This is a genomic window from Streptomyces sp. NPDC033221 (assembly GCF_055577005.1).
The window spans coordinates 12,854-38,050 of record NZ_JBVIQN010000010.1 but is presented as its reverse complement, the minus strand read 5'-3'; the positions used below and the strand labels follow the sequence as shown (position 1 = coordinate 38,050).

Below are 25,197 nucleotides of genomic sequence, written 5' to 3'. Positions count from 1 at the left end.
CTTGAAACGACCGTTCCAAGTTCCACGCGCCCAGATACCCGTACGGCCGCACGCCCGTATCACCCGCACGCCTTCAAGGACAGGTGGACGAACCCATGAGCCTCAGCGCCGAGTTGCACGCCTTCTTCGCATCCCGCTACCCGGAGATCCCGGCCGCCGCCCGGGCGGTCATGGAGCGCGCCGGACGCGAACTCGCCGAGTCCGGCCGGGCCGATGCGGCGCCGGGTCCCGGCGCGACGGCGCCCGACTTCACCCTGCCCGCGGCGGACGGGCGGAAGGTTTCCCTGAGCGCCCTCCTGGCCGACGGCCCGGTCGTGCTCACCTTCTACCGCGGCGCGTGGTGCCCGTACTGCAACCTCACCCTGCGGGCCCTCCAGCAGCACCACGACGCCATCACCGCGCGCGGCGCCCGCCTGATGGCCGTCTCACCCCAGATCCCGGACGAGTCCCTGAGCCTCACCGAGAAGCACGAGCTGGCCTTCGAAGTGCTGAGCGACGTGGGGTCCGAGGTCGCCGAGCGGTACGGCATCGCCTTCGACCTGCCCGAGGACCTGGCCGCCGTGTACGACTCGTTCGGCTTCGAGATGCAGCGCGTCAACGGCGGGCATCCGCGCACCCTGCCGCTCCCCGCCACCTTCGTCATCGACCGTACGGGGACGGTCCGCTGGACCTTCGCCGACCCGGACTACGTCAAGCGCGCCGAGCCGGCGGACATCCTGGCCGCCCTCGACGCGCTCCAGGACTCCTGACTCACCCCTCACCCGCCCCTCCCCCACAGGGACAAACCGTAAAATAAGTGGCAAACCAGGCCCCTGTCTGTCACCATCCCCCCCATGACCACACGCAGCTTCGACGACCTGGCGGCCGAGGCGGATTCCGTATCCGTCGAGGGCTGGGACTTCTCCTGGCTGGACGGCCGGGCCACCGAGCAGCGCCCCTCCTGGGGGTACCAGCGGTGCCTGGGCGAGCGGCTGGCGCGCGCCGCCGCCGCGCTGGACATCCAGACCGGCGGCGGCGAAGTCCTCGCGGGCGCCGGGCCGTTGGCGCCCGTCATGGCCGCCACCGAGTCCTGGCCGCCGAACGTCGCGAAGGCGACCGCGCTGCTGCATCCGCTCGGCGCGGTCGTCGTCGCCGACCCGGACGAGCCGCCGCTGCCCTTCGCCGACGGCGCCTTCGACCTCGTCACCAGCCGCCACCCGGCCACCGTGTGGTGGACGGAGATCGCCCGCGTGCTGCGCCCCGGCGGCACGTACTTCGCCCAGCACGTGGGCCCGGCCAGCGTCTTCGAGCTGGTCGAGTACTTCCTCGGCCCGCAGCCCGAGGAGGTACGGCGCCGACGCCACCCCGACGACGAGAGCCGGGACGCCGAGGCCGCCGGCCTGGAGATCGCCGATCTGCGCGCCGAATCGCTGCGTACGGAGTTCCATGACATCGGCGCGGTGATCTACTTCCTGCGCAAGGTGATCTGGATGGTGCCGGGCTTCACCGTGGACCGTCACCGCGACCGGCTGCGGGAACTGGACGCGAGGATCCGGGCGGAGGGCCCGTTCGTGGCCCACTCCACCCGGTTCCTCATCGAGGCCCGCAAACCGGCCTGACGAAGGCCGGGGCCCTCACGCCAGATCCACCAACTCCTCGTACTCCCGCCCCCACAGGTCCTCCGTACCGTCCGGCAGCACGAGCACCCGGTCGGGCCGGAGCGCCTCGACGGCGCCCGGGTCGTGGCTGACCATCACGATCGCGCCGGGATAGGTGCCGACCGCGCCCAGCACCTCGTCGCGGGAGGCAGGGTCGAGGTGGTTGGTCGGCTCGTCCAGGAGCAGGACGTTGGCGCGCGAGTGGACCAGACCGGCCAGCGCCAGCCGGGTCTTCTCACCGCCGGACAGCACCCGTACCGGCTTGTCGGCGTCGTCCCCGGAGAACAGGAACGAGCCGAGGACGTGCCGGGCCTCGCCGTCGCTCAGGTGCGGCGCCGCCGCGGCCAGGTTCTCCCGGACCGTACGCGCCGGGTCCAGCGTGTCGTGTTCCTGCGCGAAGTAGCCCAGCCGCAGGCCGTGCCCGGCGACGACCCGGCCCGCGTCCGGCGTCTCCCGGCCGGCCAGCAGCCGCAGGAGCGTCGTCTTGCCCGCCCCGTTGAGGCCGAGCACGACCAGCCGGCTCCCCCGGTCGACGGCCAGGTCCACGCCGTCCAGCACCCGGTGCTCCCCGTACGCCTTGGCCAGACTCACGGCGCCCAGCGGCACCCGGCCGCACGGCGCGGGCTCGGGCAGCCGGATGCGCGCGGTCTTCTCGCCGCGCCGGGCCGGTTCGAGCGCGGCCAGCATGCGGTTCGCGCGGCGGGCCATGTTCTTCGCGGAGACGGCCGTCGCGACGTTCGCACGCATCTTGTCCGCCTGGGTGTGCAGCGCCGACGCCTTCCGTTCGGCGTTGGCACGCTCCCGCGCCCGGCGCCGGTCGTCCGCGGCGCGCTGGGCGAGATAGGTGTGCCAGCCGGTGTTGTGCACGTCGAGGGCGGCCCGCGCCGGGTCCACGTGGAACACCCGGTTGACGGTGTCGGCCAGCAGCCCGGTGTCGTGGCTGATCATCACCAGTCCGCCCCGGTGAGCGGCCAGGAATCCGCGCAGCCAGGCGACCGAGTCGGCGTCGAGGTGGTTGGTGGGCTCGTCCAGCAGCAGTGTGCCGTGCCCGGCGAACAGGATGCGGGCCAGTTCCACCCGCCGCCGCTGCCCGCCCGAGAGCCCGCCCACCGGCTGGTGCAGCACCCGCTCGGGCAGCCCCAGCCCGTCGGCGACCCGCGCCGCCTCGGCCTCGGCCGCGTACCCGCCGAGCGCCTGGAAGGCGTCCTCGGCCCGCACGTACGCGGCCATCGCCTTCTCCTGCGCGCCCGCGCCCACGGCCCCGGCCAGCGCTTCCCCGGCCCGGTGCAGTTCCGCCGCGGCCCGGTCCAGGCCACGCGCGGACAGGATGCGGTCGGTGACGGTGACGGCCGGATCGGCCGCCCGGGAGTCCTGCGGGAGATACCCGAGGCTCCCCGTACGCACAATCTCCCCGGCGGCGGGCCGTACCCGCCCGGCCAGGGTGTCGAGCAGGGTCGTCTTCCCCGCCCCGTTACGGCCCACCAGGCCGACACGGTCGCCAGGGGCGACGTGAAAGGACACATCGGACAGCAGAAGCCGGGCCCCGACGCGCACGTCGGCACCACGAACGGTAATCATGATTTGACACTCCGGAACAGCTCAAGGACACACGGGTGGCGCGAAAGCGAGTGTCCGAGCTAGGAAATGCGGGGTGTCGACATGAACCCGAGGGTAGGCGGCGGGTCGGCGGAATGCATCCGGATTTCCGCGGGGCGCCGGGAGGAGCCGACGGATACGGGCCTGACGGCACCCCGGACCAGCGGCTAGAGGATGTCCGACGGGCCAGGGTCGGGCCCCTGATGCTTCCGGGGAAGAGCCCTCCCCCGCCCGGGCAGCTGCCCTCCCGGCGGCACGTACCGGAGCTTTCCGTCGGCGTCGGTCATTGCCGTGAACCCGGCCGCCCGGAGCATGGTGGCGTTCCGTTCCTTGGCGAGAGCGGAGAACTCGGGTCGTTTTGGACCCGGACGTCCGGAGGTCGTGCCGCGTCCGGAACATCCGGACATCCGCTGGTCCCGGCGCCTCCCGAAACACCTGATACGGGGCTAAGGTTCGCGGCGTACACACTGAGTTGTGCTGCATCGCAGGTCACCACGTAGCAGCCTGCCGGGTGTGCCCGTGCCCCTGGATGCGGCGGCATTTGTGGGGGCTCCATGCACGAGATGGTCAAGGGTGGCAACGTCGGACTCGCGGCCCTGAGCGAGGACACCGGTTCACTGATGGTGAGCCTGAGCTGGAGCAGCGCGTCGGGAGACGGCGACGCGGATGTCTCCGTACTGCTGCTGGGCGCCGGCGGCAAGGTGCGCGGCGACGCGGACTTCTTCTTCTACAACAACCCGGCCGCCGCCGACGGCAGCGTGCAGTTGCTGGGCAAGACGCCGACGGCCAACGGCAGCGAGGACCGCGTCAGCATCGACCTGACGGCGGTGCCGGACGAGGTCGAGCGCCTGGTGGTGGCGGCCAGCCAGTACGGCACGGGCCGCTTCGGGCAGCTGGACGACCTGCGGGTGACGGTCGCCGACCGGACGGGCGAGGTGCTGCTGGGCTTCTCGATCGCCGACGCCGGGGAGGAGAGCGCGTTCATCTTCGGTGAGCTGTACCGGCGGGGCGGTGAGTGGAAGTTCCGTGCGGTCGGGCAGGGCTACGAGACGGGGCTGGCGGGCCTGGCCACGGACTTCGGCATCTCCGTGGACGAGGAGGAGGAACCGGCCGCCCCGGTGGACGAGGAGGAGCCGGCCGCCCCCGGGGGCGCGGTGGGCGGGGCGGAGACGCCGGTGTCCGCCGGTCCGGTGGTGATTCCCGCGCCGGCGGGGGAGATATCGGTGGCCACCGAGGCGGATGCGGCGCCGGTCGCCGCGCCCGCCCAGTCGGCCGGGCCGGACCCGGCCACCGAGCGGCGGTCCCGCGGTCCGCGTACGGCGAAGAAGAAGATCACGCTGCCCAAGGTGGCGAAGAAGTCCCTTGCCGAGAACGACAACTGGCGGCAGGCCCGGCTGTTCCCGGCGCCCACGCTCAAGAGCGACCGGGAGCGCGAGATGCGCGCGACGTCGGTGCTGCTGGCCGTGCTGGCGCAGGTCCCGGAGTTCGGGCGGCGGCTGACCGCGGGCTTCGGCGCCCCGGCCGGCCGGATGCAGACGTTCACCGAGGTCACCCTGCCGAACGGGGACACGCCCCGGCGCCCCGACGGGGTGATCCGGGTGGAGCGGGCGGGCAAGCTGTGGACCGCGCTGGTCGAGACGAAGACCAACGGCAATCCCCTGAAGTCCGAGCAGGTCCAGGACTACATGGACATCGCGGCCCGGCGCGGCTACGAAGCGGTGATCACGCTCTCCAACGACGTGGCGCTGGAGGGCAGTCCGCTGGTCGAGGTGAAGACCGACGGGCGCCGCAAGCACAAGGTGTCGCTGTGGCACCTGTCGTGGGCGGAGGTGGCGCACCAGGCGCAGTTGCTGATCCGCCACGAGGGCGTGGGCAACGCGGCGCACGCCTGGCTGCTCCAGGAACTGCTGCACTACCTCCAGCACGAGAACTCCGGCTGCCACGGCTTCCAGAACATGGGCCCGGCATGGGTGCCGGTACGCAACGGCATCGACACGGAGACCCTCTGCCAGGGCGACGAGCGCGCCGTGGCCGTCGTCGAGAGCTGGGAGCGGCTCATCCGCCAGGTCTGCCTGCGGCTGGGCGGTGAGCTGGGGCAGAAGGTGCTGCCCGTACAGCGGGCCAAGCGCGGTACGGATCAGGTCAGCCGTCGCGCCGCGCTCGCCGACCGGCTCTGCGAGGAGGGCCGGCTGAGCGCCGAGCTGCGTATCGACACCACGCCCGGCATCCTCGCGATCACCGCGGACCTGCGGACCGGGAAGCTGCGTACGTCCATCGAGGTGCCGGCGCCCGAGCAGGGGTACCCGCTCAGCTGGGTCAAGCGCCTGGTCCGGCAGCTCGCCGAGGCACCGGCGGACCTGCACGTGGAGACGCTGGTGGAGGGCAACCGGGGACCGCGCGGCACGCTGGAGCGGCTGCGCCCGGAGCCGGGTGACCTGCTGCCCAAGGACGGGGTGCCCATCGACGGCTTCCGGCTGTCCCTGTTCAAGGGCATGGGCAGTACCCGCGGCAACGCCGAGTCCGGCTTCATCCGCAGTGTCGACGAGGCCGTGGACCGGTTCTACGCGAGCGTCGTCGCCCACCTCACGCAGCCCGGCAGCGCCGAGCGCCGCCCCGCGCGGCGTACGGCGGCGGGGCGGCCGGACGAGGCCGCTGCCGTGAGCTGAACCGCCGGCGCCCAGAATTCAGACGACGCGCGCCGGTCTTCGCGGGGTTTCCGCGGAGACCGGCGGGTGGGGGCCGGGAGTCACGTTTCGGCGGCTATCCAGGCGATGTGCCAGCCGTTCTTGGCGGCGTATTCGGGGTCGATGGGCTGGCGGTCGACGCGGCGCACGTAGATGCGGAAGCCGGTGGGGGTCGCTTTGTAGACCGTGTTTCCGCCGGTGGTCATCCACATGCGGTCGTCGCCGGTGAGGGCCGCGATATAGGCGGGGGTGTCGGTGAATTCCCCCGCACTGGTGTCGACGTCGATGTAAACGCCGTCGCCATTGCGGTCCGGGTAGTTCTGCCAGCCTTCGCCGGGGGCGGTCCTGCCGGAAAGGAACTTGCCGTTCAGCATTGCTTGCTCCTGTCGCGTTCTCGTAGGAATGCGAACCGGCGATCCATTGATCGGCGGCTAGGGCAGTCTGGGCCCGGGCGTCGGCCATGGGCAAGGCTGTTCGACAACGTTGGCCAGATGTGGGGAGTGGGCCCGGGCCCGGGGCCGGTGGCCGGAATGGAGGGTTGACCGGGCGGCGGGGCGGGCGTAGCCGGGCCGGGCGGTAGGGTTCATGATTCTTTTTTCGGGAGGGTACGGGAGGGTTGACAGCTTCCGGCCGCCTCACAAATCTAGGACCCAGCCATTTCCGGCGGCCCCGGTACGGCCGACGCATGAGGAATTCGCGATCCGGGCCTCGCGATCACAAACTCTCCGGTTCCGCGGCGTACACCGCCGCACCGGAGCAGCCGATACGGCCTCTGCGTCGAACGCCGACGACCTTTACGCGCCGCGCTCGCCGCACCTCTTCCCGGGCACGAGGCCGATGACGGGCTTTGGAGAGGGAAGTGGGGAAGATGGCGGATGGGCGGGCGCCGCGGGGCGCGTCGACGGGGCCGGGTGGTGGCCGGGCCGCGGGTTACACCTTCCGTACCGCCGCGGAATGGGCGGAATTCGGCGAGGTGATCGATCTCGCGTACGGCGGGCATCCGCACTCCCCGGCCCACAGTGCCGTGGTCGGCGCCCTCTTCGAACCGAAGCGTTCGCTGGTCGCGTGTTACGGCGGGCGCCCGTGCGCCACCCTCGCCGGATACGCGCTGGAGATGACGCTGCCGGGCGGCCCGGCTCCGGTGGCCGGGATCGGGTATGTGGCGGTGGCGCCGCCGCACCGCCGCCGGGGGCTGATGCGCGAGCTGCTGCGGCAGGCGCTCACCGCGCTGCACGAGGAGCGCGCCGAGCCGGTCGCGGTCCTGCACTCGACCGAGCCCGGGATCTACGGACGGTTCGGGTTCGGGCTGGCTTCCCAGGTGGTCGAGGTGTGTGTGCCGGCCGAGGCGCGGGCGTTCTCCGAGGAGGCGCCGCCCGCCGGGCTGACGCTGGATGTCGTGTCGCCCGAGGATGCCCTCGCTGCCGTGGCGGACGTGTACCGGGCCTGTCTGCCGCAGCGCCCGGGCCTGCTGCACAGGGACGCGGCCTGGCTGCGTCGCGCTGTCGAGGACGAGCCGGAGACCCGGCAGGGTGCGGGCCGGCTGCTGTGCATGGTGGCGTCGGGCCCGGGCGGCGAGCCGCGCGGGTACGCGCTGTACCGGATGCGGCCCGCCTGGGAGCGGTCCCGTCCGCGCTATTCCCTGTCCGTGCGGGAGGTGTTCGCGCGCGACCCCGCCGCCTACGCCTTCGTATGGCGGTCGCTGCTGGACACGGACCTGGCGGGGGCCGTCAGCGCAGCGGCCCGCCCGGTCGACGACCCGCTGCTGGCGCTGCTCGACGATCCGCGCAGCGCCGCGCCGACCGTGCGCGACCAGTTGTACGCCCGTGCCGTTGACCTGGACCGGGCCCTGACCGCCCGTACGTACAGCGCGCCGGTGGATGTGGTGCTAGAGGTCCGGGACGCGATGTGCCCGTGGAACGCGGGGTGTTGGCGGCTCGTGGCCTGGGCCGACGGCAGTGCCGAGTGCGTGCGGACGGGGGCGGCGGCCGATCTGGTGCTGTCCGCCCGTGACGTCGGCACGGTGCTGCTCGGCGGCGGTTCGCTGGTGCAGCTCGCGCACGCAGGCCGGGTCACTGAGCTGCGGCCCGGCGCGCTGAGCGCCGCCTCCACCGCCTTCCGCCACGATCCGGCGCCGTTCTGTCCGATGTCTTTTTGAGGTCCGTCAACCGTCCCCGGCCGACCGGTCATTGAGCCGTACGGCTTCGGCGGGCCGCGGCAGGCGGCAGCCGCCGGTCACCCACCACCGTTCTCCAAGGAGTCCCCCATGCCCGGACCCGGTTACGCCTTCTTCGGTGACGAGGAGCGCGACAACGTCCAGCAGGTGCTGGACACCTGGTCGCGTACGACCGCCGCGCACTCCTACCCGCTGGGCGACCTGACCCAGACCCGGCTGTTCGAGCAGGCCGCGGCGCACCGGCTGGGCAGCCCGTACTGCCTGTCCGTCAACAGCGGCACCTCCGCGCTCCTGGCGGGCCTCGCGGCGCTCGGCATCGGGCCCGGCGACGAGATCATCGTGCCCGGGTACCTGTACGGCGCGTGCCTCGCCGCCGTCGCGTACAGCGGTGCGACCCCGGTGCTGGCCGAGGTGGACGCCTCGCTCACCCTCGACCCCGGCGACGTACGGCAGCGGATCACGCCGCGGACGAAGGCGCTGATGCCGGTGCACATGCTCGGCGCGGCCTGTGACGTGGCCGCGCTGCGGGGGATCGCGGACGCGTACGGGCTGCTGATGCTGGAGGACGCCGCGCAGGCGTGCGGCGGTACGTACCGGGGGCAGGCGCTGGGCACGTTCGGGCAGGCGGGGGCCTTCTCGCTCAACATGTTCAAGGTCATCACGGGCGGGGACGGCGGCTTCCTGCTCACCGCCGACGAGCGGGTCTTCCAGCGGGCGTACGGCTTTCACGACCACGGCTGGTTCCCGTACCGGCGCGAGGACGGCCCCGGCGACCGGCTGTGGGGCCTCAACCTGCGGATGACGGAGCTGACGGCGGCCGTCGCGCGCGCCCAGCTCACCCGGCTGGACGCCGTGCTGGCCCGTACCCGGGGGCTGCGGGACGAGCTGCTGGAGCAGATTCCCGAACGGGACGGGCTGGTCCGCCGCCCGCTGCACGACGCGGCGGGCGACTGCGCGACCCTCCTGGTGCACGTCTTCGACGAGCGGTCCGACGCCGAGGCCGTCGCGAAACGGCTCGGCACCAAGACGCTGCTGCACTCGCCCAAGCATTACTACGGCGGCATCCCCGAACTCCCCGCGCTGGCAGCGCCGGACGGCTCCTCGTGCCCGTTCCGCCCGGCCGCCGAGGCCTGGCGGCGGGACGGCTGGCGGGCGGGCGCGCTGCCCCGTACCGACGACGTGCTGAGCCGGTCGCTGGCGCTGACCGTCGGCACCACGGACACCTATCTGGGCGCCGACTTCGGGGTGAACGTCTTCAGCGGTACGGACGAGGTCGCCGAGGTCGCCGAGCGGTTCCGGGAGACGGTCGGCGAAGTGCTCGGCTGACCGGCCGGAGCCCGTACCGGCCCCTGACCCGTCGCCCCCGCCCCAGCCAGTCGCATCCCCTCCCACCGACCCGAAGGACCGACATGCCCGCGACCCGAACGCCCGCGCAGCTCACCGCCGTGGCCGCCAGGCCCCTGGTCAGCGTGGTGGTGCCGTGCTTCGACGAGGCGGCCGTCATCGGGGAGACGCACCGCCGGCTCAGCGCCGTGCTGCGCGGTCTGCCGGAGTGCGAGCACGAGGTCGTGTACGTGGACGACGGCAGCCGGGACGGGACGTGGGACCGGCTCACGGCGCTCGCCGCGGGCGACGCGCGGGTCCGGCTGGTGCGGCTGACCCGCAATTTCGGGCACCAGCCGGCCGTCCTGGCGGGCCTGCGGGAGGCGGCCGGGGACGCCGTGGTGACCATCGACGCGGACCTCCAGGACCCGCCGGGGCTCATCGCCGACATGGTCGAACGCTGGCGCGCCGGCTGGCCGGTGGTCTCCGCGCGGCGCGCCGGCCGGGAGGGCGAGAGCCGCTTCAAGACCGGTACCGCGCACGTCTTCTACCGGCTGCTGGCGGCGGTCGCCGACCATCCGGTGACCCTCGACACCGGCGACTTCCGGCTGCTGGACCGCGAGGTCGTCCGCACCCTCGCCCTCCTCCCGGAGAGCGAGCTGTATCTGCGCGGTTCGGTGTGCTGGGCGGGCTTCCCGGAGACGAGCCTGGAGTACGGGCGGCGGCCGCGGCTCGCCGGCCGGACGAAGTACACGCTGCGCAAGATGGCGGGCCTGTCCCGGCGTGGCCTGCTCGCCTGCTCGTCGGCCCCGGCCCGGGTGCCCACCGCCGTCGGTCTGGCCTGGCTGGGCGGTACGGCCCTGGCCTCGGCCGTGCGGCGCCGCCCGCTGCCGCTGGCCGCGTGGACCTTCGGCTGCGAGGCGGTGCTGCTCGGGGTGCTGGGCGAGTACCTGCTGCTGGTCCACCGGGAGGTGCGCGGCAGGCCGCCGTACGTGGTCCGTCAGCGGTGGGCGGCCGGCGTCCCGGCACCGGCGGAGCTGACGGCCGCCGACGTGACCGGGTCACCGGAGGCGTGGACCGCCGGGAGCGCGCGGTGACGGCCGTGAACGGCGGCCGGGAGGTGGCGGACACGAGCCCCGGCGGCGCGGACCGGGACGTCATCGTCGTCGGCGCCGGGTTCACCGGCCTGGCCGCCGCGCACGAACTCGGCCGCGCCGGGCTGCGCTGCCTGGTCCTGGAGGCGGACGACCACGTCGGCGGCCTCGCGGGCACCTTCACCGTCGGCGGCCGGCAGCTGGAGCGCTTCTACCACCACTGGTTCGCCTCCGACACGGACATCTTCCGGCTCTGCGCCGGCCTCGGCCGCGCCGACCTCGTACAGCGCCACCACGGCCGCACCGGCTTCTACTACGCGGGCGGCATCCACCGCCTCTCCACCCCGCTCGACGTGCTGCGTTTTGCACCGCTGCCCCTTGCCGACCGGCTGCGTCTGGGGCGGTCGGTGCTGCGTGCCGGCCGGGTGCGGCACTGGCGTGAGCTGGAGGCGCTGACCGCCGAGGAGTGGCTGGTCGGGCTGGGCGGGCGGCGGGTGTACGACCGGGTGTGGCGCCCGCTGCTGGAGGGCAAGTTCGGCCCGTACGCGCCCGAGGTCGGCGCCACCTGGATGTGGACCAAGCTGCATCTGCGGGGCGGCAGCCGCTCCCGGTCCGGCCGCGAGGTGCTCCACTACCTGCGCGGCGGCTGCGGCGCCCTGCTGGACGCCTGGCTGCCCCGGCTGGCCGGGCTGGGCGTACGGATACGGACCGGCAGCCCGGTGACGGAGGTGCTGACCGGGCCGGGGGGCGTGCGCGGCGTCCGGTGTGACGGTGAAGTGATCACCGCGCCGCGCGTGCTGGTGACGTGCGCGCCCGGGCCCGCCGCCGCGCTGCTCGCCCGGTCCGCGCACCCGGCCGCACCGGCCCTGCGCCGCCGGCTCGCGGCGATCCCGTACCTGGCCAACCTCTGCCTGGTGCTGGAGAACGACCGGCCGCTGTCCGACACGTACTGGCTCAACGTCACCGACCCGCACTTCCCGTACGTCGGCGTCATCGAGCACACCAACCTCGACGCCCCGGAGCACTACGGCGGGCGGCACCTGGTCTACCTCTCCACCTACCTGCCCGCGGACGCCCCGCTCTACCGGATGAGCGACCCGGAGGTCTTCCGGTACAGCCTTCCGCACCTGCGGCGGATGTTCCCGGAGTTCCGTACGGAGTGGGTGCGCGCCCACCACGTCTGGCGTGCCGCGTACGCGCAGCCGGTGATCACCCGGCACTACTCGCGGACCGTGCCCGGCGTCGAGAACGCCGTACCCGGCCTCTACCTCGCCGGGATGGCCCAGGTCTTCCCCGAGGACCGGGGCACCAACTACGCGCTGCGGGGCGGGCAGCGCGCCGGGCGGCTGATCGCCGACCGCGTCCGTACGGCGGGCCGCCGCGCGGGCGCCGCCGCCCCTGCCCACGCCACCCACCGGACCGGAGCGCAGCATGACTGACCCCCACGCCCAGGAGACACGCCAAGCCCGGCAGGCCCTGTTCACCGTCGACGACTGCGAACGGATGCCCGCCCGCCAGGTGCACGACCTGTACCGGCAGTACGTCAGCCGCGCCCAGGTCTCGCTGCTCGGTTCCTTCGGCTTCGGCCAGGACCTGGTCGACCACGCCGAAGGCTGCTGGATCACCCTGCGCGACGGGCGGCGCATCCTGGACTTCACCGGCGGGATCGGCGTACTGAACCACGGGCACAACCACCCCAGGCTGCTCGCCGCGCGCCGCCGCTTCGCCGACCGGCGCACCATGGAGGTCCACAAGAACTTTCTGTCCCCCTATGTGGCCGCGCTCAGCCACAACCTGGCCCGGCTGCTCCCCGGCGACCTGGACATCAGTTACTTCCCCAACTCCGGTGCGGAGGCGGTGGAAGGAGCCGTGAAACTCGCTTACAAGTACCACCGGGGACACCGCGGCACCGTGCTGCACAGTGACATCTCCTTCCACGGCAAGCTCCTCGGCGCAGGCAGCCTCACCGTCTCCCCGGAGGTTGGCTTCCCGTACCCGGGCCTTCCCGGCACCGACCACTTCGCCTACGACGACCTGGAGTCCTTCGCCCTCGCCCTGGAACGGCACCGCACCGGGGACGGCAGCAGTGACGTGTACGCGGTGGTGCTGGAGCCGTTCAGCGCGTCGAGCGTGCGCGAGTGCTCGGCGGAGTTCCTGTACGAGGTGCGCCGGCTGTGCACCGAACGGGACATCGTGCTGGTCTTCGACGAGGTGTACACAGGCTGGGGACGGACCGGGACGCTCTTCCACTTCATGCGCCACCCCGGCCTGGTGCCCGACGCCCTGACCACCTCGAAGTCCTTCGGCGGCGGCAAGGCGTCCATCTCCGGCTACATCGCGCGCGAACCGGTCTTCCGCGCCGCGTACGACAATCTCGCCGACGCGACGCTGCACAGCACCACGTACTACGGCTTCGGTGAGGAGACCGCGACCGCGCTGGAAGCCGTCGCCATCGCCGTCGAGGATGACTATCCGAAGCGCGCCGTACGGATCGGCGAACGGCTGGGCGGCGGCCTCGCCGACCTCGCCGCCCGCCACCGTGCCCTGGTGTCCGGCACCTTCGGCAGGGGCGCGCTGCACGGCCTGTTCCTCAACGACGGCGCCCCCACGCTCGACCGGCTGCTGCGCATGATCCCCTCCTCCTTCGCCCGCGACCCGCGGGCCCGCCGCAAGCTCATCACCGCGGCCGTCATCGCCGCCCTGTACCGCGACTACGGCGTCCTGGCCTATTACGGTTCCAACCACGGCCTGCCGCTCATCGCCTCACCGCCGCTGGTCGCCGGGGAGACCGAGGTCGAGGTGTTCCTCCAGGCGCTGGACTCGGTGCTGGAGCAGGGGGCCGCGCGGCTGCTGGCCCGCTTCGCCAAGGACGTACTGGCGCAGCAGGTGCCCGTACGGGGCAAGGAGGCCAGGCAGCAGGCGGTGGCACGGTGAACGGCGCGCGCGCAGGCGACGGCGGCCGGATGGCGCGGGCCCTGCACGGGAGTGGGCTGCCCGGCCTGTGGGCCGCCCGCTACCCGGCACTCGCCGGACCGCTCGCCGGTGCGCGCGCTGCCGCGCACGTCAGCGGATCGCTGGAGCGGTTGCCGAAGCCGTATCGGATCGGTGCCGAAGTCGCCTTGCGGGCGACCCGGCTGGCGCTGGCGGGAAGCCCCGTAACCGCCGGGTACGACCGGCTCGCGCGGCTCCCCGGATTCGGCCGCCTCCTCGCCGTCACCGACTCCCTCGCGCTGTACGGCGGCCTGGACGGTGAGCCGGACACATGACCCCACGCCTCGCCCCGGCCCGCACCATCCCCTGCGACGCCCTGGTCATCGGCTCCGGCGCCGGCGGCTCGGTCGCCGCACTCGAACTGGCACGGGCCGGTCACCGTACCGTCGTCCTGGAGGAAGGCCCCCGGACGACCACCGCCGAGATCGCCGCGTCAGCGCCCGCCGCCAACCTGCGCCGCCTCTACCGCGACGCCGGACTCACCCCGATCCTCGGCAGCCCGGTCATCCCGTACGGCGAGGGCCGCTGCGTGGGCGGCAGCACGGTCGTCAACGGTGGAGTCCTGTGGGCACCGCCGGACGTGCTGCTGGAACGCTGGGCGCGGGTGATGGGCACCACCGACTACCGCGCCGGCCGGCTGGCGGAGCACGTCCGCACGGTGTCCGAGCGCCTCGGCGTCCACGAGCAGCCGCACGGCGACGGCAACGCGGACTCCCGGCTGCTGGCGGGCGCGGCCGACGCCCTGGGCTGGCGCTGGGCCGCCGCCCGGCGGGCCGCACCCGGCTGCCGCCACCGCAACCGCTGCCCGACCGGCTGCCCCAGCGGCGCCAAGCGCAGCATGCTCGTCAGCTACCTCCCGGAGGCCGAGCGGTACGGCGCGCGGATCGAACCCCGGACGCGGGCCGTGCTGCTGCGCCACGACGGCCGCACCGTGCACGGTGTGACGGCCCTCGGCGGCCCGGACGGCCGCACCCGCATCGACTACCGGCCGCGTACGGTCTTCCTCGCCGCCGGGGCCGTCGGCAGCGCCCTCCTCCTCCAGCGCAGCGGCATCCACCGCCGCCTCGCCGGGCGCGCCATGGGGTTCCACGTCAACTTCCGGCTCGTGGCCCGCTTCGCGGACCCGGTGCACGCCGCGCGGGGGACCATTTTCACCGCTCAGCTACGGGAGTTCGAGGACCTGGGCATTCACCTGATGCCCGCCAACCTCAGCGCCGGGTCGCTGGCGGCGGCGCTCGTCGGGCACGGTCCCGCGGTGATCAACGCGCTGCTGACGGACCTGGGGAAAGTCGCCGTGTTCACGGTGCAGGTACGGATGAGCGGGCGCGTCGCGATCCGGCAACGCGTCGGCGTCGGGCGGCTGTTACGGCACGCCATCACCCCGTACGACCACGGCCTGCTGCGTTACGCGCTCGGCCGGGCAGCGCGGCTGCTGTTCCGCGCGGGGGCCGTGGAACTGTACCCGCCGTGCCCCGGCGCGCTGGGCTCGGACGGCGCGGCGCAGGAGTTCGCCGCCCGGTCCGATCCGCGCGGGTGGAGCCTGGTCTCCGTCCACGCCATGGCCTCCTGCCCGATGGGACGGCCCGCACTCGGCGGATTGTGCGACCAGGACGGCCGGCCGTACGGCTTCACCAACCTCCGGCTGTGCGACGCGTCGGTACTGCCCGGACCGGCCGGCATCAGCCCCCAGGGCACGGTCATGGCCTTCGCGCACGAGATCGTCGCCCGCCACCTCTCCGCATCCCCCACTGCTCCCTCCGAGGAGGCACGGTGACAGCGACACCACCCCCCGACGCCACCGGGCGCCCGCGCGGCCTGATCCGCCCCACCGGGCCCGTCCTCGACTGCGACATCGCCGTCATCGGCTCCGGCATGGGCGGCGCCACCCTGGCGTACGCCCTGCGCGGCACCGGCGCGCGCGTACTGGTCGTGGAACGCGGCGACTTCCTGCCGCGGGAATGGCAGAACTGGTCGGCGCCCGCCGTCTTCACCGCCGCGCGCTACCGCAACGCCGAATCCTGGTACGACGCCGCCACGGGCCGGTTCTTCTCCCCCGGCGTGCACTACTACGTCGGCGGCAACACCAAGGTCTTCGGCGCCACCCTGCCGCGCTTCCGCGAGGCCGACTTCGGGCCCCTGGAGCACGCGGAGGGCGTCTCGCGCGGCTGGCCGTTCCCGTACGGCGTGCTCGAACCGCACTACGCGCGGGCCGAACGCCTCTACCGAGTGCACGGCACCCGCACCGCCGACCCGACCGACCCATGGCGCTCCGGTGACTACCCGTGGCCCGCCGTCCCCCACGAACCCGCGGTCGCCGCCCTGGCCGAGTCGCTGCGCGACCAGGGCCTGACGCCGTTCGCCCTGCCCACCGGCGTCGACCTCCGGGAAGGCGGTACGTGCCTGCGCTGCGGCACCTGCGACGGCTTCCCCTGCCTGGTCGAGGCCAAGAGCGACGCCGACGTGTGCGCGCTGCGCCCCGCGCTGGCCTCGGGTAACGTCTCGCTGCTCACCCGGGCCACGGTCACCCGGCTGGTGACCGGTGCATCCGGGCGGCGGGTGACCGAGGCGCTGGCCCGGTACGAGGGCGGTGAGCTGCGTATCCGCGCCGACCGGTTCGTCCTGGCCTGCGGTGCGGTCAACACGGCAGCCCTGCTGTTGCGTTCGGAGCCCGGCTCGTTACGTACGGGACCGGTACGGACCTCCGGCCTGGCCAACGGCTCCGGCCAGGCCGGACGCAACTACATGGTGCACAACAGCACCTTCCTCATGGCCGTCGACCCGCGCCGCGCCAACGACGCGATGTTCCAGAAGACGCTGGGCGTCAACGACTGGTACCTGGGCAACGGCGCGCACGGCCCGCTGGGCAACATCCAGGCCCTGGGCAAACTCCGCCCCCCGTCGGCGGGCGGCCTGTGGCCCCGGACGCCGCGCCCGCTGCTCGCCGCCGCCACCCGGCGCAGCATCGACCTGTACCTCACCAGCGAGGACCTGCCGGTGCCGGAGAACCGGGTGGCCGTCGGCACCGGGAGCCGGGTCGAGGTGCACTGGCGCCCGGTGAACCTGCCGCCGCACCGCGAACTCACCCGCCGCGCCGCGCGGATGATGCGCCGGGCGGGCTTCCCCCTGGTCCGCACCCGGCGCATGGGCATCGCGGTCAACTCGCACCAGTGCGGCACCGCGGTGGCCGGGGACGACCCGGCGACCAGCGTCGTCGACCCCGGGTGCAAGGCGCACGAACTGGGCAATCTGTGGGTCGCGGACAGCTCCTGGTTCCCGTCCTCGGCGGCGGTCAACCCGGCGCTGACGATCGCCGCCAACGCGCTGCGGATCGCGCCGGGAGTGGCGGGGCACGCGGATGGCGGCTCGGGGGCCGGCGGCCCGGGGGACGGAGGGACCGCGTCCCCATGATCGTCGACCACGCCTACGAACTGATCACCGACGACGTCTTCCTGCGCCTGGACGGCCTGCTGCCGCACGCCGAACTCTTCCTCAAGCTGGAAGGCCTCAACCCGGCCGGCTCGGTCAAGCTCAAGACCGCCACCGGCCTGGTCGAGGACGCCGAACGCCGCGGACTGCTGCGCCCCGGCGGCTCCCTGATCGAATCCTCCTCCGGCAACCTCGGCATCGCCCTGAGCGCCGTCTGCGCGGCCAAGGGCTACACCTTCACCTGCGTCACCGACCCGCACGTACCGCGGCAGAGCGTCGCGCTGATGCGCGCGTTCGGCGCGCACGTCTGCGTCGTGGACACCCCCGACGGCAACGGCGGCTACCTCGGCAGCCGGATCGCCCTGATCCGCAGCGCCCTGGACCTCGACCCGTCCCTGACCTGGCTCAACCAGTACGCCAACGCCGCCAACCCGGCCGTCCACGCGGCCCGCACCGCCGCCGCCGTACTGCGCGAGATCCGCGCCGTGGACCACCTTTTCGTCGGCGCCGGCACCACCGGCACCGTGATGGGCTGCGCCGCGTACTTCCGCCGCTGCTCGCCCCGGACCACGGTCGTCGCCGTGGACGCCGAGGGCTCGGTGACCTTCGGCGGCCCGCCCGGCACCCGCCGCATCCCGGGTCTGGGCACCAGCCGGGTACCGGAGATCTGCCGCCCGCGCGCCGTACACCGCGTCGTGTCCGTACCGGAACGGGACGCCGTACGGATGTGCCGCCGCCTCGCCCGCTCCCACGGCCTGGCCGTCGGCGGCTCCACCGGCTCCGTGCTAAGCGCCGTCCTGCGGCTGGCGCCCGGCATCCCGCCGGGCGCCCGCGTGGTGGCGCTCTCCGCCGACCTCGGGGACCGCTACCTGGACACCGTGTACGACGACGCCTGGGTCACCGAGCACTTCGGCGCCGCGGCGGCCGGCCGCTCCCGGTCGCCCGACGCCACGTACGCCACCCCAGAGGAGGTGCGTTGAATGATCCCGCCCGCCGTGAACACCGCCCCGGCCCCCGGCCGCCCGCGTTCCCCCGAAGCCGCGGAGGGCACCGGGAGCCTCCAGGACCTGTACTGGCCGCCCGTCCACCCCTTCGGCACCCTGGACCCCGCGCTCGTCCGCTTCCTGGCCGCTCCCCCGCCCGCCCAGGCCGCCTGGCTCGCCCGGCTGCGCACCGACCCCGAGGCCCACGGCCGCTTCCTCCACGACCACCTGGCCACCCTCTACGCCCACTCCTTCGGCTACCGCGACGGCCCGGCGGCACACGCCCCCGACGACGAACTGGAGATCGCGCTGTACGCGGCGCGCACCCGGCTGGAGCACGAGTTCCTGACGTACGGAACCTCCCCGGCGCCGGTACCCGACCTGCGCGCCCAGGAAGCCGCCGCCGACCACCTGGAAGCCCTGGCCGCCCACAACCCCGGCGCCTCCCACCCCCTCTTCCGCTTCCTCGCCACCGACGCCTCCCGCGAACAGATCGAGTACTTCCTGCGCTGCGAACTCATCCGCAACGAGGTCGTGGACGACGAGGTCGCCCTGCTCGTCGTCGGCCTCCAGGGACACCAGAAGGCCGTCGCGGCGGCCAACCTGTGGGACGAGTGCGGACGCGGCCGGCTGGAGAACTTCCACACGTACTGGCTGCGCCGCCAGCTCGGCTCCCCCGCCGGCTGGGAGGCGCTGGCCCGCTACCGCCACGGCCACCCCTGGTTCGCGAAGCCGACCTCCAACCTCTTCGCCGCGCTACTGCTGCGCCCGGCACGCGTCCAGGCCGCGTACGGCTGCTTCCTCGTCTTCGAAAGCTGGGTCGAACCGCACTTCACCCTCCTCCTGGAGGGAATGACGCGGGTGGGCATCCACGACGACGACATGCGCGTCTACTACTCCGCCCACACCCGCATCGACCCCCGTCACAGCCGGGAACTGTGCGACGGGCTGCGCGCCCAGCGCCCCCGCCTCACACCCCGGGAGGTGCGGGCCGCCCTGTACGGCGCCCATCTCGCGGTCGACACGGGTGTCCGGCAGTACGACCGCATCCGGCGTCACTTGGAGACCATGGGCCCGCGGAGCGCACGCGCACCGCGGCCCCAGGACCACTGAGGCCCGCCGCGATCGGAGGAACCATGACGGAACCGGACCGGAGCGCCCACCAGCGGGTGGGAGCGGCCGACGCCGTACTGACCCTGCCCGGCTCGAACCACACCACGGCCGGCCCCGGACGGGTGAACGGCGGATCCGGCGGCCCCGGCGGGCGCGGCGGTGTCACGCTCGGCCTCGACATCGGCGGCACCCTCGTCAAGTCCGCGCTGGTCGCCGCCGACGGCACGGTCCGGTACGAGAGCCGCTGCCCGACCCGCCCCGAGGACGGCCCCGACGCCGTGCTGCGCACCGTCCTCGGCCACGCCGCCGAGACGCTGGCCGCGGCCCGCGACGCGGGCGAGGACGTGCGCGCGGCCGGCCTCGCCTCGTGCGGGCTGGTCGACGAGGACGCGGGCACCGTCGTGTTCTCCGCCTCCATCCAGTGGCGTGACCTGCCGCTGCGACGGCTGGCGTCCGAGCACCTGGGCCTGCCGGTGGCGCTCGGCCACGACGTACGGTCCGGCGGCGTCGCCGAGGCGCGGCTGGGCGCGGGCCGCGGGCACCGGGTCGTCCTCTTCGTGCCCGTCGGCACGGGCGTGGGCGGGGCGCTGCTCCTCGACGGACGGCCCTTCCCGGGCAGTCACTGGCGGTCGGCGGAGGTCGGGCACGTCGTCACCCGCCCGGACGGCGAGGCCTGCCCGTGCGGCCAGCGCGGCTGCCTGGACACCATCGCGGGCGGCGTCGCCGTGGCGCGCCACTACAACGAGCGGCGCGGCGCGCTGCCCGCCGTGTCCGGCGCCGAGGAGGTGGCGAAGCGCGCGGCGGCCGGTGACCCGGCGGCCGCCCAGGTGTGGGACGAGGCGGCCGACGCGATGGCGCACACGCTGCTGGCGGCGATCACGCTCTTCGACCCGGCCGTCCTGGTACTGGGCGGCGGCCTCGGCCAGGCCGGGGAGCAGCTGCGCGCACCGCTGCGGCGCGGCCTCGAAGAGCGCGCCGCCTTCCAGGCCCTGCCCGACCTCGTCTTCGCCCAACTGGGTGAACGCGCGGGCCGGATCGGGGCCGGGCTGCTGGCTTGGGACCTCATCCCTGCTGACGAAGGAGTACGGACATGACCGTCCACGGCCGGACGGAAACGGACACGGCAGCGCCCGTACACGGGCACGGCGAACCCCAGCTCCGTACCCTCGTCGGCTGCCGACCCGGCCCTGACCGGCCGCCCGGCCCCCGCTGACCGGATCTGCCCGCGGCGCGCCGGGGCCCCGGGAAACGGGCATGTACACCGCAGTGGGCGCGGCGGACCGCCTCCGAGGGCCGTCAATCGGGTTCGCTCTTCCCAGCCGGGTTCTCCTCCCCTGAAAGGGGCCCGACCATGAAGCACCCCGCCTCCGGCGGCCCGGAACACCACCTCGTCGAAGGCCGCACCATCGACGCCGTACCGGAGACCGAACGGCACGGCCGCCCGCGCGACCTGTTCGCGGTCTGGTTCGCCGCCAACATCAGCCCGCTGACCATCGTCTCCGGCACCATCGCCCCGCTCGTCTTCGGCCTCGGCCTGTGGCCCGCCATCGCCGCGGTGACCCTCGGCAACCTGCTCGGCGGCTTCCTGATGGCCCTGCACGCGGCCCAGGGCCCCCGGCTCGGCGTCCCGCAGATGATCCAGAGCCGCGGCCAGTTCGGCAGCCACGGCTCGCTGCTCGTCACGCTCGTCGTCGTCTTCATGTACGCGGGCTGGTTCGCATCCAACCTGGTCATCGCCGGACAGGCACTGAACCGTTCGGTGCCCGCCGTGGACACCTCCGGCTGGCTGGTGCTGTGCGCGCTGGCCGGGCTGGTCGTCGCGGTCGTCGGTTACCGCCTGATCCACCGCGTCGGCCGCTGGGCCACCGTCATCACCCTCGCGCTGCTCACCCTGTGCGCCGTACGGGTGTTCACCACCCCCGGCGTCCTGGAACGCGCCACGAACGCCACCGGCTTCACCCTCTCCGGCTTCGTCGGCATGACCGCGATCGGCATCCTCCTCCAGATCACCTACGCCCCGTACGTCTCGGACTACACCCGCTACATGCCGGCGCACGCCGCGTCCCGCCGCTCCACCCTGTGGTTCACCTACTGGGGCAGCGTCCTGGGCAGCGTCCTGCCGATGTTCCTCGGCATCGTGATGGGCCTGGCGGTGGCCGACGACGCGATCGCCGGGCTGGACGCCATCCTCGGCGGCACCCTGTCCGCCGTCGTCCTGTGCTCCTTCGCCGTCATCGTCGTGCACGTCAACTCCATGAACCTGTACGGCACCTCGCTGTGCCTGGTCACCGCCGTCCAGACCTTCCGGCACCGCTGGCTGCCGGGCCGGCTGACCCGTACGGCGCTGATCGCGGGCCCGCTCGCCCTCGGCCTGACCCTCGCCCTGGCCTTCCAGGACACCTTCCTCGCGTCGTACACCGACTTCCTGGCGATCCTCCAGTACGTGCTGATCCCGTGGACCGCCATCAACCTCGTCGACTACTACCTGATCCGGCGCGGCCACTACCACGTACCGTCCTTCTTCGCCCCCGGCGGCGGCGTGTACGGACGCGTCAACGGCCCGGCCGTCCTGGTCTACGCCGTCAGCTTCGCGCTGGAGGTCCCCTTCATGCACACCTCCGCCTACACCGGCCCGGTCGCCGGAGCCCTCAACGGGATAGACCTCTCCTGGGCCGTGGGCCTGCTGATCCCCAGCGTCGCGTACTGGCTCATCGCCCGCCGCCGCACCGCACCCGACGTCCGCACCACCACGGCTCCCGCCCCGGCCCCCGCCCTCCCGCAGGAAGGCTCCTGACCATGCCCGCAACCGGCCCCGCGGCCTCCGCCAACCCCGGCTTACGCACCGAGGCGGCCCGACTCCTGCACACCAACCGCTACCTCACCCTCGGGACCGCCACTCCCGAGGGCACCCCCTGGGCCGTCCCCGTCACCTACGCATGGGACGAAGCGGACCACTTCTACTGGTGGTCCGCCTCGGACGCGGTGCACTCCCGCAACATCGCCGCCAACCCCGCCGTCTCCCTCCTGGTCTTCAACTCCCAGACGTCCGACGCCGAGGCGCAGGCCCTCTACGGCCAGGGCATCGCACACGCGCTCGCCCCCGCGGACCTGCCGGCCGCCCTCGCGGTCTTCTACGCACAGCGCTACCCGGACCCCGCCACCCGCGCCCGCAAGGCCCGCGGGCCCGCCGAGTTCCAGGGCGACTCCCCCAAACGCTTCTACTGCGCCACGGTCCGCGCCTACTCGGTCCTCACCTCGGCACCCCACCCGCTGCACGGCAACGCGGTGCCGCACCGGGTCGCCTTCCCCTTCACCACGGCATGGGCGAAGACGTACGCATCGGAGTGAGCCGGGCCACCCAGCAGGCCGAACCTGACGCCTCGCAGCGGCAGTTCGGCAAACATTGCCTCAACGGCACTTCCGCAGCCAGGCGAGCAACGCCACGAGCCCGATCGGCGCGGCCACGGCGGCCTTGACCGCCAGTTTCGTCCCCAGGAAGGCGTAGCCCGGGCTCCACCAGTCCATCCACCAGGCCAACCACAGCGCCAGCACCGCCACCAGAAGGGCGCTCACCACGCCCACCCCTATGCGGGCGGCCCGGCTGCCGAGCTGCTCCCCGCTCTCCCCCTCGATCATGGGTGCGAGTGTAGCTACGCGGGGTGACGGACGCGGTCTCACGAGCCGATCTTGCCAAGGGTGTCCGGATGCCGTCGGCCGTGTCCCGTGGCCCCTTCGTACGCGGCGCCGACCCGCAGAACCGCCAGGTCCGCGCGCGGCGGGCCGACGATCTGCAGGCCCACGGGGAGGCCGCCCGGGGTGAAACCCGCCGGTACGGACAGTGCGGGCGCGCCCAGTACGGACACGAAGTAGGCCGAACGCATCCAGTCGATGTACGTGTGCTGCGGCTGCCCGTCGACCATGGCCGGATACTCCGCCTCCGCGTCGAACGGCACGACCTGCGAAACCGGGGCCAGCAGCACGTCGTAGCGGCTGAAGAAGTCGACCGTGCGCCGATACAGCCGCGCGCGGCCGGCCGTGGCACGGGCCAGGTCGGGGCCGGTCAGGCGGCGCCCCTGCGCGATGTTCCAGGCGAGGCTCGGCTTCAGGTCGTCGGGCGACGCGTCGAGCACCGCGCCGAGCGCCAGATCGAAGTGGTGGGCCCGCAGGATACGGAAAACGTCCTCGGCCTCGTCCAGGTCCGGGCAATCCTCCTCGACCCGGCAGCCGAGCCGCCGGAACACCTCCAACTGCGGCTCCAGCACCTCCCGTACGCAGGAGTCGACCGGCACCCGGCCGCCCAGATCGGGCGTCCACGCCACCCGCAGCCCGGCGATGTCCCTCTCCAGCGGCTCACGGAACGGCGCGCCCGGCGCCTCCAGACCGACCGGGCACCGCGGATCGGGCCCCGCCATCACCGACAGCAGCAGCGCGGCATCGGCGACCGTACGGGCCATCGGTCCTGGCACGGTCAGCGTGTCCCACGGGTTCCACGCCGGGTACGACGGCACCCGGCCGGGCGTGGGGCGCAGCCCGACGACGTTGCAGAACGAGGCGGGATTGCGCAGCGAGCCGCCCATGTCGGAACCGTCGGCGAGCGGCTGCAGCCCGGCGGCCAGGGCAGCCGCCGCCCCGCCACTGCTGCCGCCCGCCGAACGGCCGAGGTCGTACGGGTTGCGGGTCACCCCGAACACCGGATTGAACGTGTGCGAACCGGCCCCGAACTCCGGCACATTGGTCTTCCCGATACGGATCGCCCCGGCGGCCTGGATACGCTGCACGACCAGCTCGTCCTCGTCGGGGACGGTGTCCGCGTGCAGGGGCGAGCCGTACGTGGTGCGCATCCCCCGGGTGAGATGGGTGTCCTTGAAGGCGATGGGCAGCCCGTGCAGCGGCCCCGCCGGCCCGCCGCGCGCCAACTGCTCGTCAGCGGCCGTGGCAGCCGCCATCGCCCCTTCGGGGTCGAGCGTGACGATCGCGTTCACCTGCGGGTTGACGCTGTCGATGCGGTCCAGGTGGGCCTGTACGACTTCCCGCGCGGACACCTCGCGGCGGCGGATGCGGGCGGCGAGATCGGTGGCGTCGGCGTACGTCAGGTCAGTGTCACCACTCATACCCGCAACCCAACACCGTCCATCAGCGCCCCCACCACCCCCCGGGCCCGCGCGACCGCTTCCGCGTCGCCCGTCCGCAGGCCGTACGTCCAGGCCTCCGCGGCGTCCAGCGCGGCGAGCGCCGGCAGCACGTACCGCTCCGCGTCCGTCAGCTCCCGCCCGTAACCGCGCAGGAAGGCGGCGCGCAGAGCCGGGTCGGGCAGCCACGCGCCGTATGCCATCCGTACGAGGTCCTCCGCCGCGCACCCCGGCCGCGCCTGCGCGAAACCGGCGAGGGCCAGCCGCCGGCCCGCCGCGTCCCACAGAAAGTGATGCTCACCGGCATCGCCGTGCAGAAAGCCCGCGGGCAGCGGTGGGAGCAGATGGAGCACCGCGGCGCGGTCGAGGATGAGCCGCCGCTCCGCCGCGTCGAGTGCGCCCGCGGCCGACAGTTCCGCCACCCGCGCTTCGGCGGCGGCGTACCGTCCGGCGGCCCACCGGTCAGCGCCGACCGCCGGGCCCGCCGCTCCCGCCGGGCCGCACGCGTCGTGCAGACGGCGCAGCAGGCCACCTGCCTGCCGGTACAGCTCGGTACGGCCGGCCCGGCCCAGCCCGTCGGCGGGCGCACCGGCTCCGGGCACGGCGGCCCCGGGCACGGCGGTGAGCAGCAGGGCGAGCCGGCCCGGGTCGCTGTCGACGAGGACCGGCGCGTGTGCGTGGCCGAGGGCGGGGACGGCATGGCGGTACGCGTACGTCTCGCGCGTGTAGCGGTCCGGCGTCGGAGCCACCTTGAGGAAGAACCGGGCCGCGTCCGCACGCGTCAGCTCCCACACCCGCGCCCCGGCCCGCCGCCACGAGACCTCGCGGACCTCGGTGATCTCGCCGCCCACACGACGGCGGGCCCAGGCACCGATGGTGTTCGGGACGGTTGGCACAGTTCCTCCTCGGTTGACGCCGGTTCGGACGGGTGCTCGCAGAACGAGGCCCGCGGACCGTCCGTCACGGTCCCATGAGGGCGCCCTCCCGGTCGAAAGTTCGACCACCCCGTCAACACACGGCCCGGCACGGGTCGCGCGGAACGCGATTC

At 73.6% G+C, this 25,197-nt stretch carries 21 protein-coding genes; 16 read left to right on the top strand and 5 right to left on the bottom strand.

What is annotated here, in order from left to right; all coding sequences use genetic code 11:
- Positions 1-95 precede the first annotated feature (95 nt).
- Together ACZ53K_RS15455 and ACZ53K_RS15450 are read left to right on the top strand one after the other, a co-directional pair.
- Complete coding sequence (locus ACZ53K_RS15455) at positions 96-749, top strand: peroxiredoxin-like family protein (protein ID WP_468836044.1); 654 nt, start codon at positions 96-98, stop codon at positions 747-749.
- Between the two features lie 84 nt (positions 750-833).
- Positions 834-1,598: a class I SAM-dependent methyltransferase gene (locus tag ACZ53K_RS15450; RefSeq protein ID WP_468836042.1), complete on the top strand. Its 765-nt coding sequence runs from the start codon at positions 834-836 to the stop codon at positions 1,596-1,598.
- A 15-nt stretch (positions 1,599-1,613) separates the two neighbouring features.
- Here the strand turns inward: ACZ53K_RS15450 and ACZ53K_RS15445 are convergent, their stop codons facing one another.
- Complete coding sequence (locus ACZ53K_RS15445; RefSeq protein ID WP_468836040.1) at positions 1,614-3,215, bottom strand: ABC-F family ATP-binding cassette domain-containing protein; 1,602 nt, start codon at positions 3,213-3,215, stop codon at positions 1,614-1,616.
- 581 nt (positions 3,216-3,796) lie between these two features.
- Between ACZ53K_RS15445 and ACZ53K_RS15440 the strand changes: the two genes are divergently transcribed.
- Positions 3,797-5,899 (top strand): TerD family protein, encoded by a 2,103-nt coding sequence (locus ACZ53K_RS15440; protein ID WP_468836519.1) that lies wholly within the window; start codon positions 3,797-3,799, stop codon positions 5,897-5,899.
- Between the two features lie 80 nt (positions 5,900-5,979).
- Here ACZ53K_RS15440 and ACZ53K_RS15435 read toward each other — a convergent pair whose 3' ends face one another.
- Complete coding sequence (locus ACZ53K_RS15435; protein ID WP_468836038.1) at positions 5,980-6,291, bottom strand: hypothetical protein; 312 nt, start codon at positions 6,289-6,291, stop codon at positions 5,980-5,982.
- A gap of 494 nt (positions 6,292-6,785) precedes the next feature.
- Here ACZ53K_RS15435 and ACZ53K_RS15430 point away from each other — a divergent pair, with 494 nt between their 5' ends.
- The 13 genes from ACZ53K_RS15430 (at position 6,786) to ACZ53K_RS15370 (ending at position 22,368) form a co-directional block, all read left to right on the top strand.
- Positions 6,786-8,072 carry a GNAT family N-acetyltransferase gene (locus tag ACZ53K_RS15430; protein WP_468836036.1) on the top strand — a complete coding sequence of 429 codons (1,287 nt, stop codon included), beginning with the start codon at positions 6,786-6,788 and terminating at the stop codon, positions 8,070-8,072.
- 108 nt (positions 8,073-8,180) lie between these two features.
- A complete protein-coding gene (locus ACZ53K_RS15425; protein ID WP_468836034.1) occupies positions 8,181-9,416 on the top strand; it encodes a DegT/DnrJ/EryC1/StrS family aminotransferase in 1,236 nt (411 codons plus the stop codon).
- 83 nt (positions 9,417-9,499) lie between these two features.
- Positions 9,500-10,510 carry a glycosyltransferase family 2 protein gene (locus tag ACZ53K_RS15420; RefSeq protein WP_468836032.1) on the top strand — a complete coding sequence of 337 codons (1,011 nt, stop codon included), beginning with the start codon at positions 9,500-9,502 and terminating at the stop codon, positions 10,508-10,510.
- Complete coding sequence (locus tag ACZ53K_RS15415) at positions 10,507-11,946, top strand: NAD(P)/FAD-dependent oxidoreductase (RefSeq protein WP_468836029.1); 1,440 nt, start codon at positions 10,507-10,509, stop codon at positions 11,944-11,946. The genes ACZ53K_RS15420 and ACZ53K_RS15415 overlap by 4 nt, the downstream gene beginning before the upstream one ends.
- Positions 11,939-13,441, top strand: a complete 1,503-nt coding sequence (locus ACZ53K_RS15410; protein ID WP_468836027.1) for an aspartate aminotransferase family protein — start codon at positions 11,939-11,941, stop codon at positions 13,439-13,441. The genes ACZ53K_RS15415 and ACZ53K_RS15410 overlap by 8 nt, the downstream gene beginning before the upstream one ends.
- The gene (locus tag ACZ53K_RS15405; RefSeq protein ID WP_468836024.1) at positions 13,438-13,773 is read left to right on the top strand and encodes a hypothetical protein; all 336 of its coding nucleotides are present in this window, start codon (positions 13,438-13,440) and stop codon (positions 13,771-13,773) included. Before ACZ53K_RS15410 ends, ACZ53K_RS15405 begins: the two co-directional genes overlap by 4 nt.
- Positions 13,770-15,272: a GMC family oxidoreductase N-terminal domain-containing protein gene (locus tag ACZ53K_RS15400; protein WP_468836021.1), complete on the top strand. Its 1,503-nt coding sequence runs from the start codon at positions 13,770-13,772 to the stop codon at positions 15,270-15,272. Before ACZ53K_RS15405 ends, ACZ53K_RS15400 begins: the two co-directional genes overlap by 4 nt.
- Positions 15,269-16,906, top strand: coding sequence for an FAD-dependent oxidoreductase (locus ACZ53K_RS15395; RefSeq protein WP_468836019.1), 1,638 nt, complete (start codon positions 15,269-15,271; stop codon positions 16,904-16,906). Before ACZ53K_RS15400 ends, ACZ53K_RS15395 begins: the two co-directional genes overlap by 4 nt.
- Positions 16,903-17,904, top strand: a complete 1,002-nt coding sequence (gene sbnA, locus ACZ53K_RS15390) for a 2,3-diaminopropionate biosynthesis protein SbnA (RefSeq protein WP_468836016.1) — start codon at positions 16,903-16,905, stop codon at positions 17,902-17,904. The genes ACZ53K_RS15395 and sbnA overlap by 4 nt, the downstream gene beginning before the upstream one ends.
- On the top strand, positions 17,905-19,020 hold the full coding sequence (locus ACZ53K_RS15385) for an iron-containing redox enzyme family protein (protein ID WP_468836014.1): 1,116 nt from the start codon (positions 17,905-17,907) through the stop codon (positions 19,018-19,020).
- Between the two features lie 23 nt (positions 19,021-19,043).
- The gene (locus ACZ53K_RS15380) at positions 19,044-20,114 is read left to right on the top strand and encodes an ROK family protein (RefSeq protein ID WP_468836011.1); all 1,071 of its coding nucleotides are present in this window, start codon (positions 19,044-19,046) and stop codon (positions 20,112-20,114) included.
- Positions 20,115-20,371: 257 nt separating this feature from the next.
- On the top strand, positions 20,372-21,814 hold the full coding sequence (locus tag ACZ53K_RS15375) for a purine-cytosine permease family protein (protein WP_468836009.1): 1,443 nt from the start codon (positions 20,372-20,374) through the stop codon (positions 21,812-21,814).
- Between the two features lie 2 nt (positions 21,815-21,816).
- Complete coding sequence (locus ACZ53K_RS15370; RefSeq protein ID WP_468836006.1) at positions 21,817-22,368, top strand: pyridoxamine 5'-phosphate oxidase family protein; 552 nt, start codon at positions 21,817-21,819, stop codon at positions 22,366-22,368.
- Positions 22,369-22,428: 60 nt separating this feature from the next.
- Here the strand turns inward: ACZ53K_RS15370 and ACZ53K_RS15365 are convergent, their stop codons facing one another.
- From ACZ53K_RS15365 to ACZ53K_RS15355, 3 genes are read right to left on the bottom strand one after another with little or no spacing between them, the layout of a single operon-like run.
- Positions 22,429-22,656 (bottom strand): hypothetical protein, encoded by a 228-nt coding sequence (locus tag ACZ53K_RS15365; protein WP_468836004.1) that lies wholly within the window; start codon positions 22,654-22,656, stop codon positions 22,429-22,431.
- 38 nt (positions 22,657-22,694) lie between these two features.
- Positions 22,695-24,131, bottom strand: a complete 1,437-nt coding sequence (locus ACZ53K_RS15360) for an amidase (RefSeq protein ID WP_468836002.1) — start codon at positions 24,129-24,131, stop codon at positions 22,695-22,697.
- Positions 24,128-25,045, bottom strand: a complete 918-nt coding sequence (locus ACZ53K_RS15355; RefSeq protein ID WP_468835999.1) for a phosphotransferase — start codon at positions 25,043-25,045, stop codon at positions 24,128-24,130. Before ACZ53K_RS15355 ends, ACZ53K_RS15360 begins: the two co-directional genes overlap by 4 nt.
- Positions 25,046-25,197: the final 152 nt, after the last annotated feature.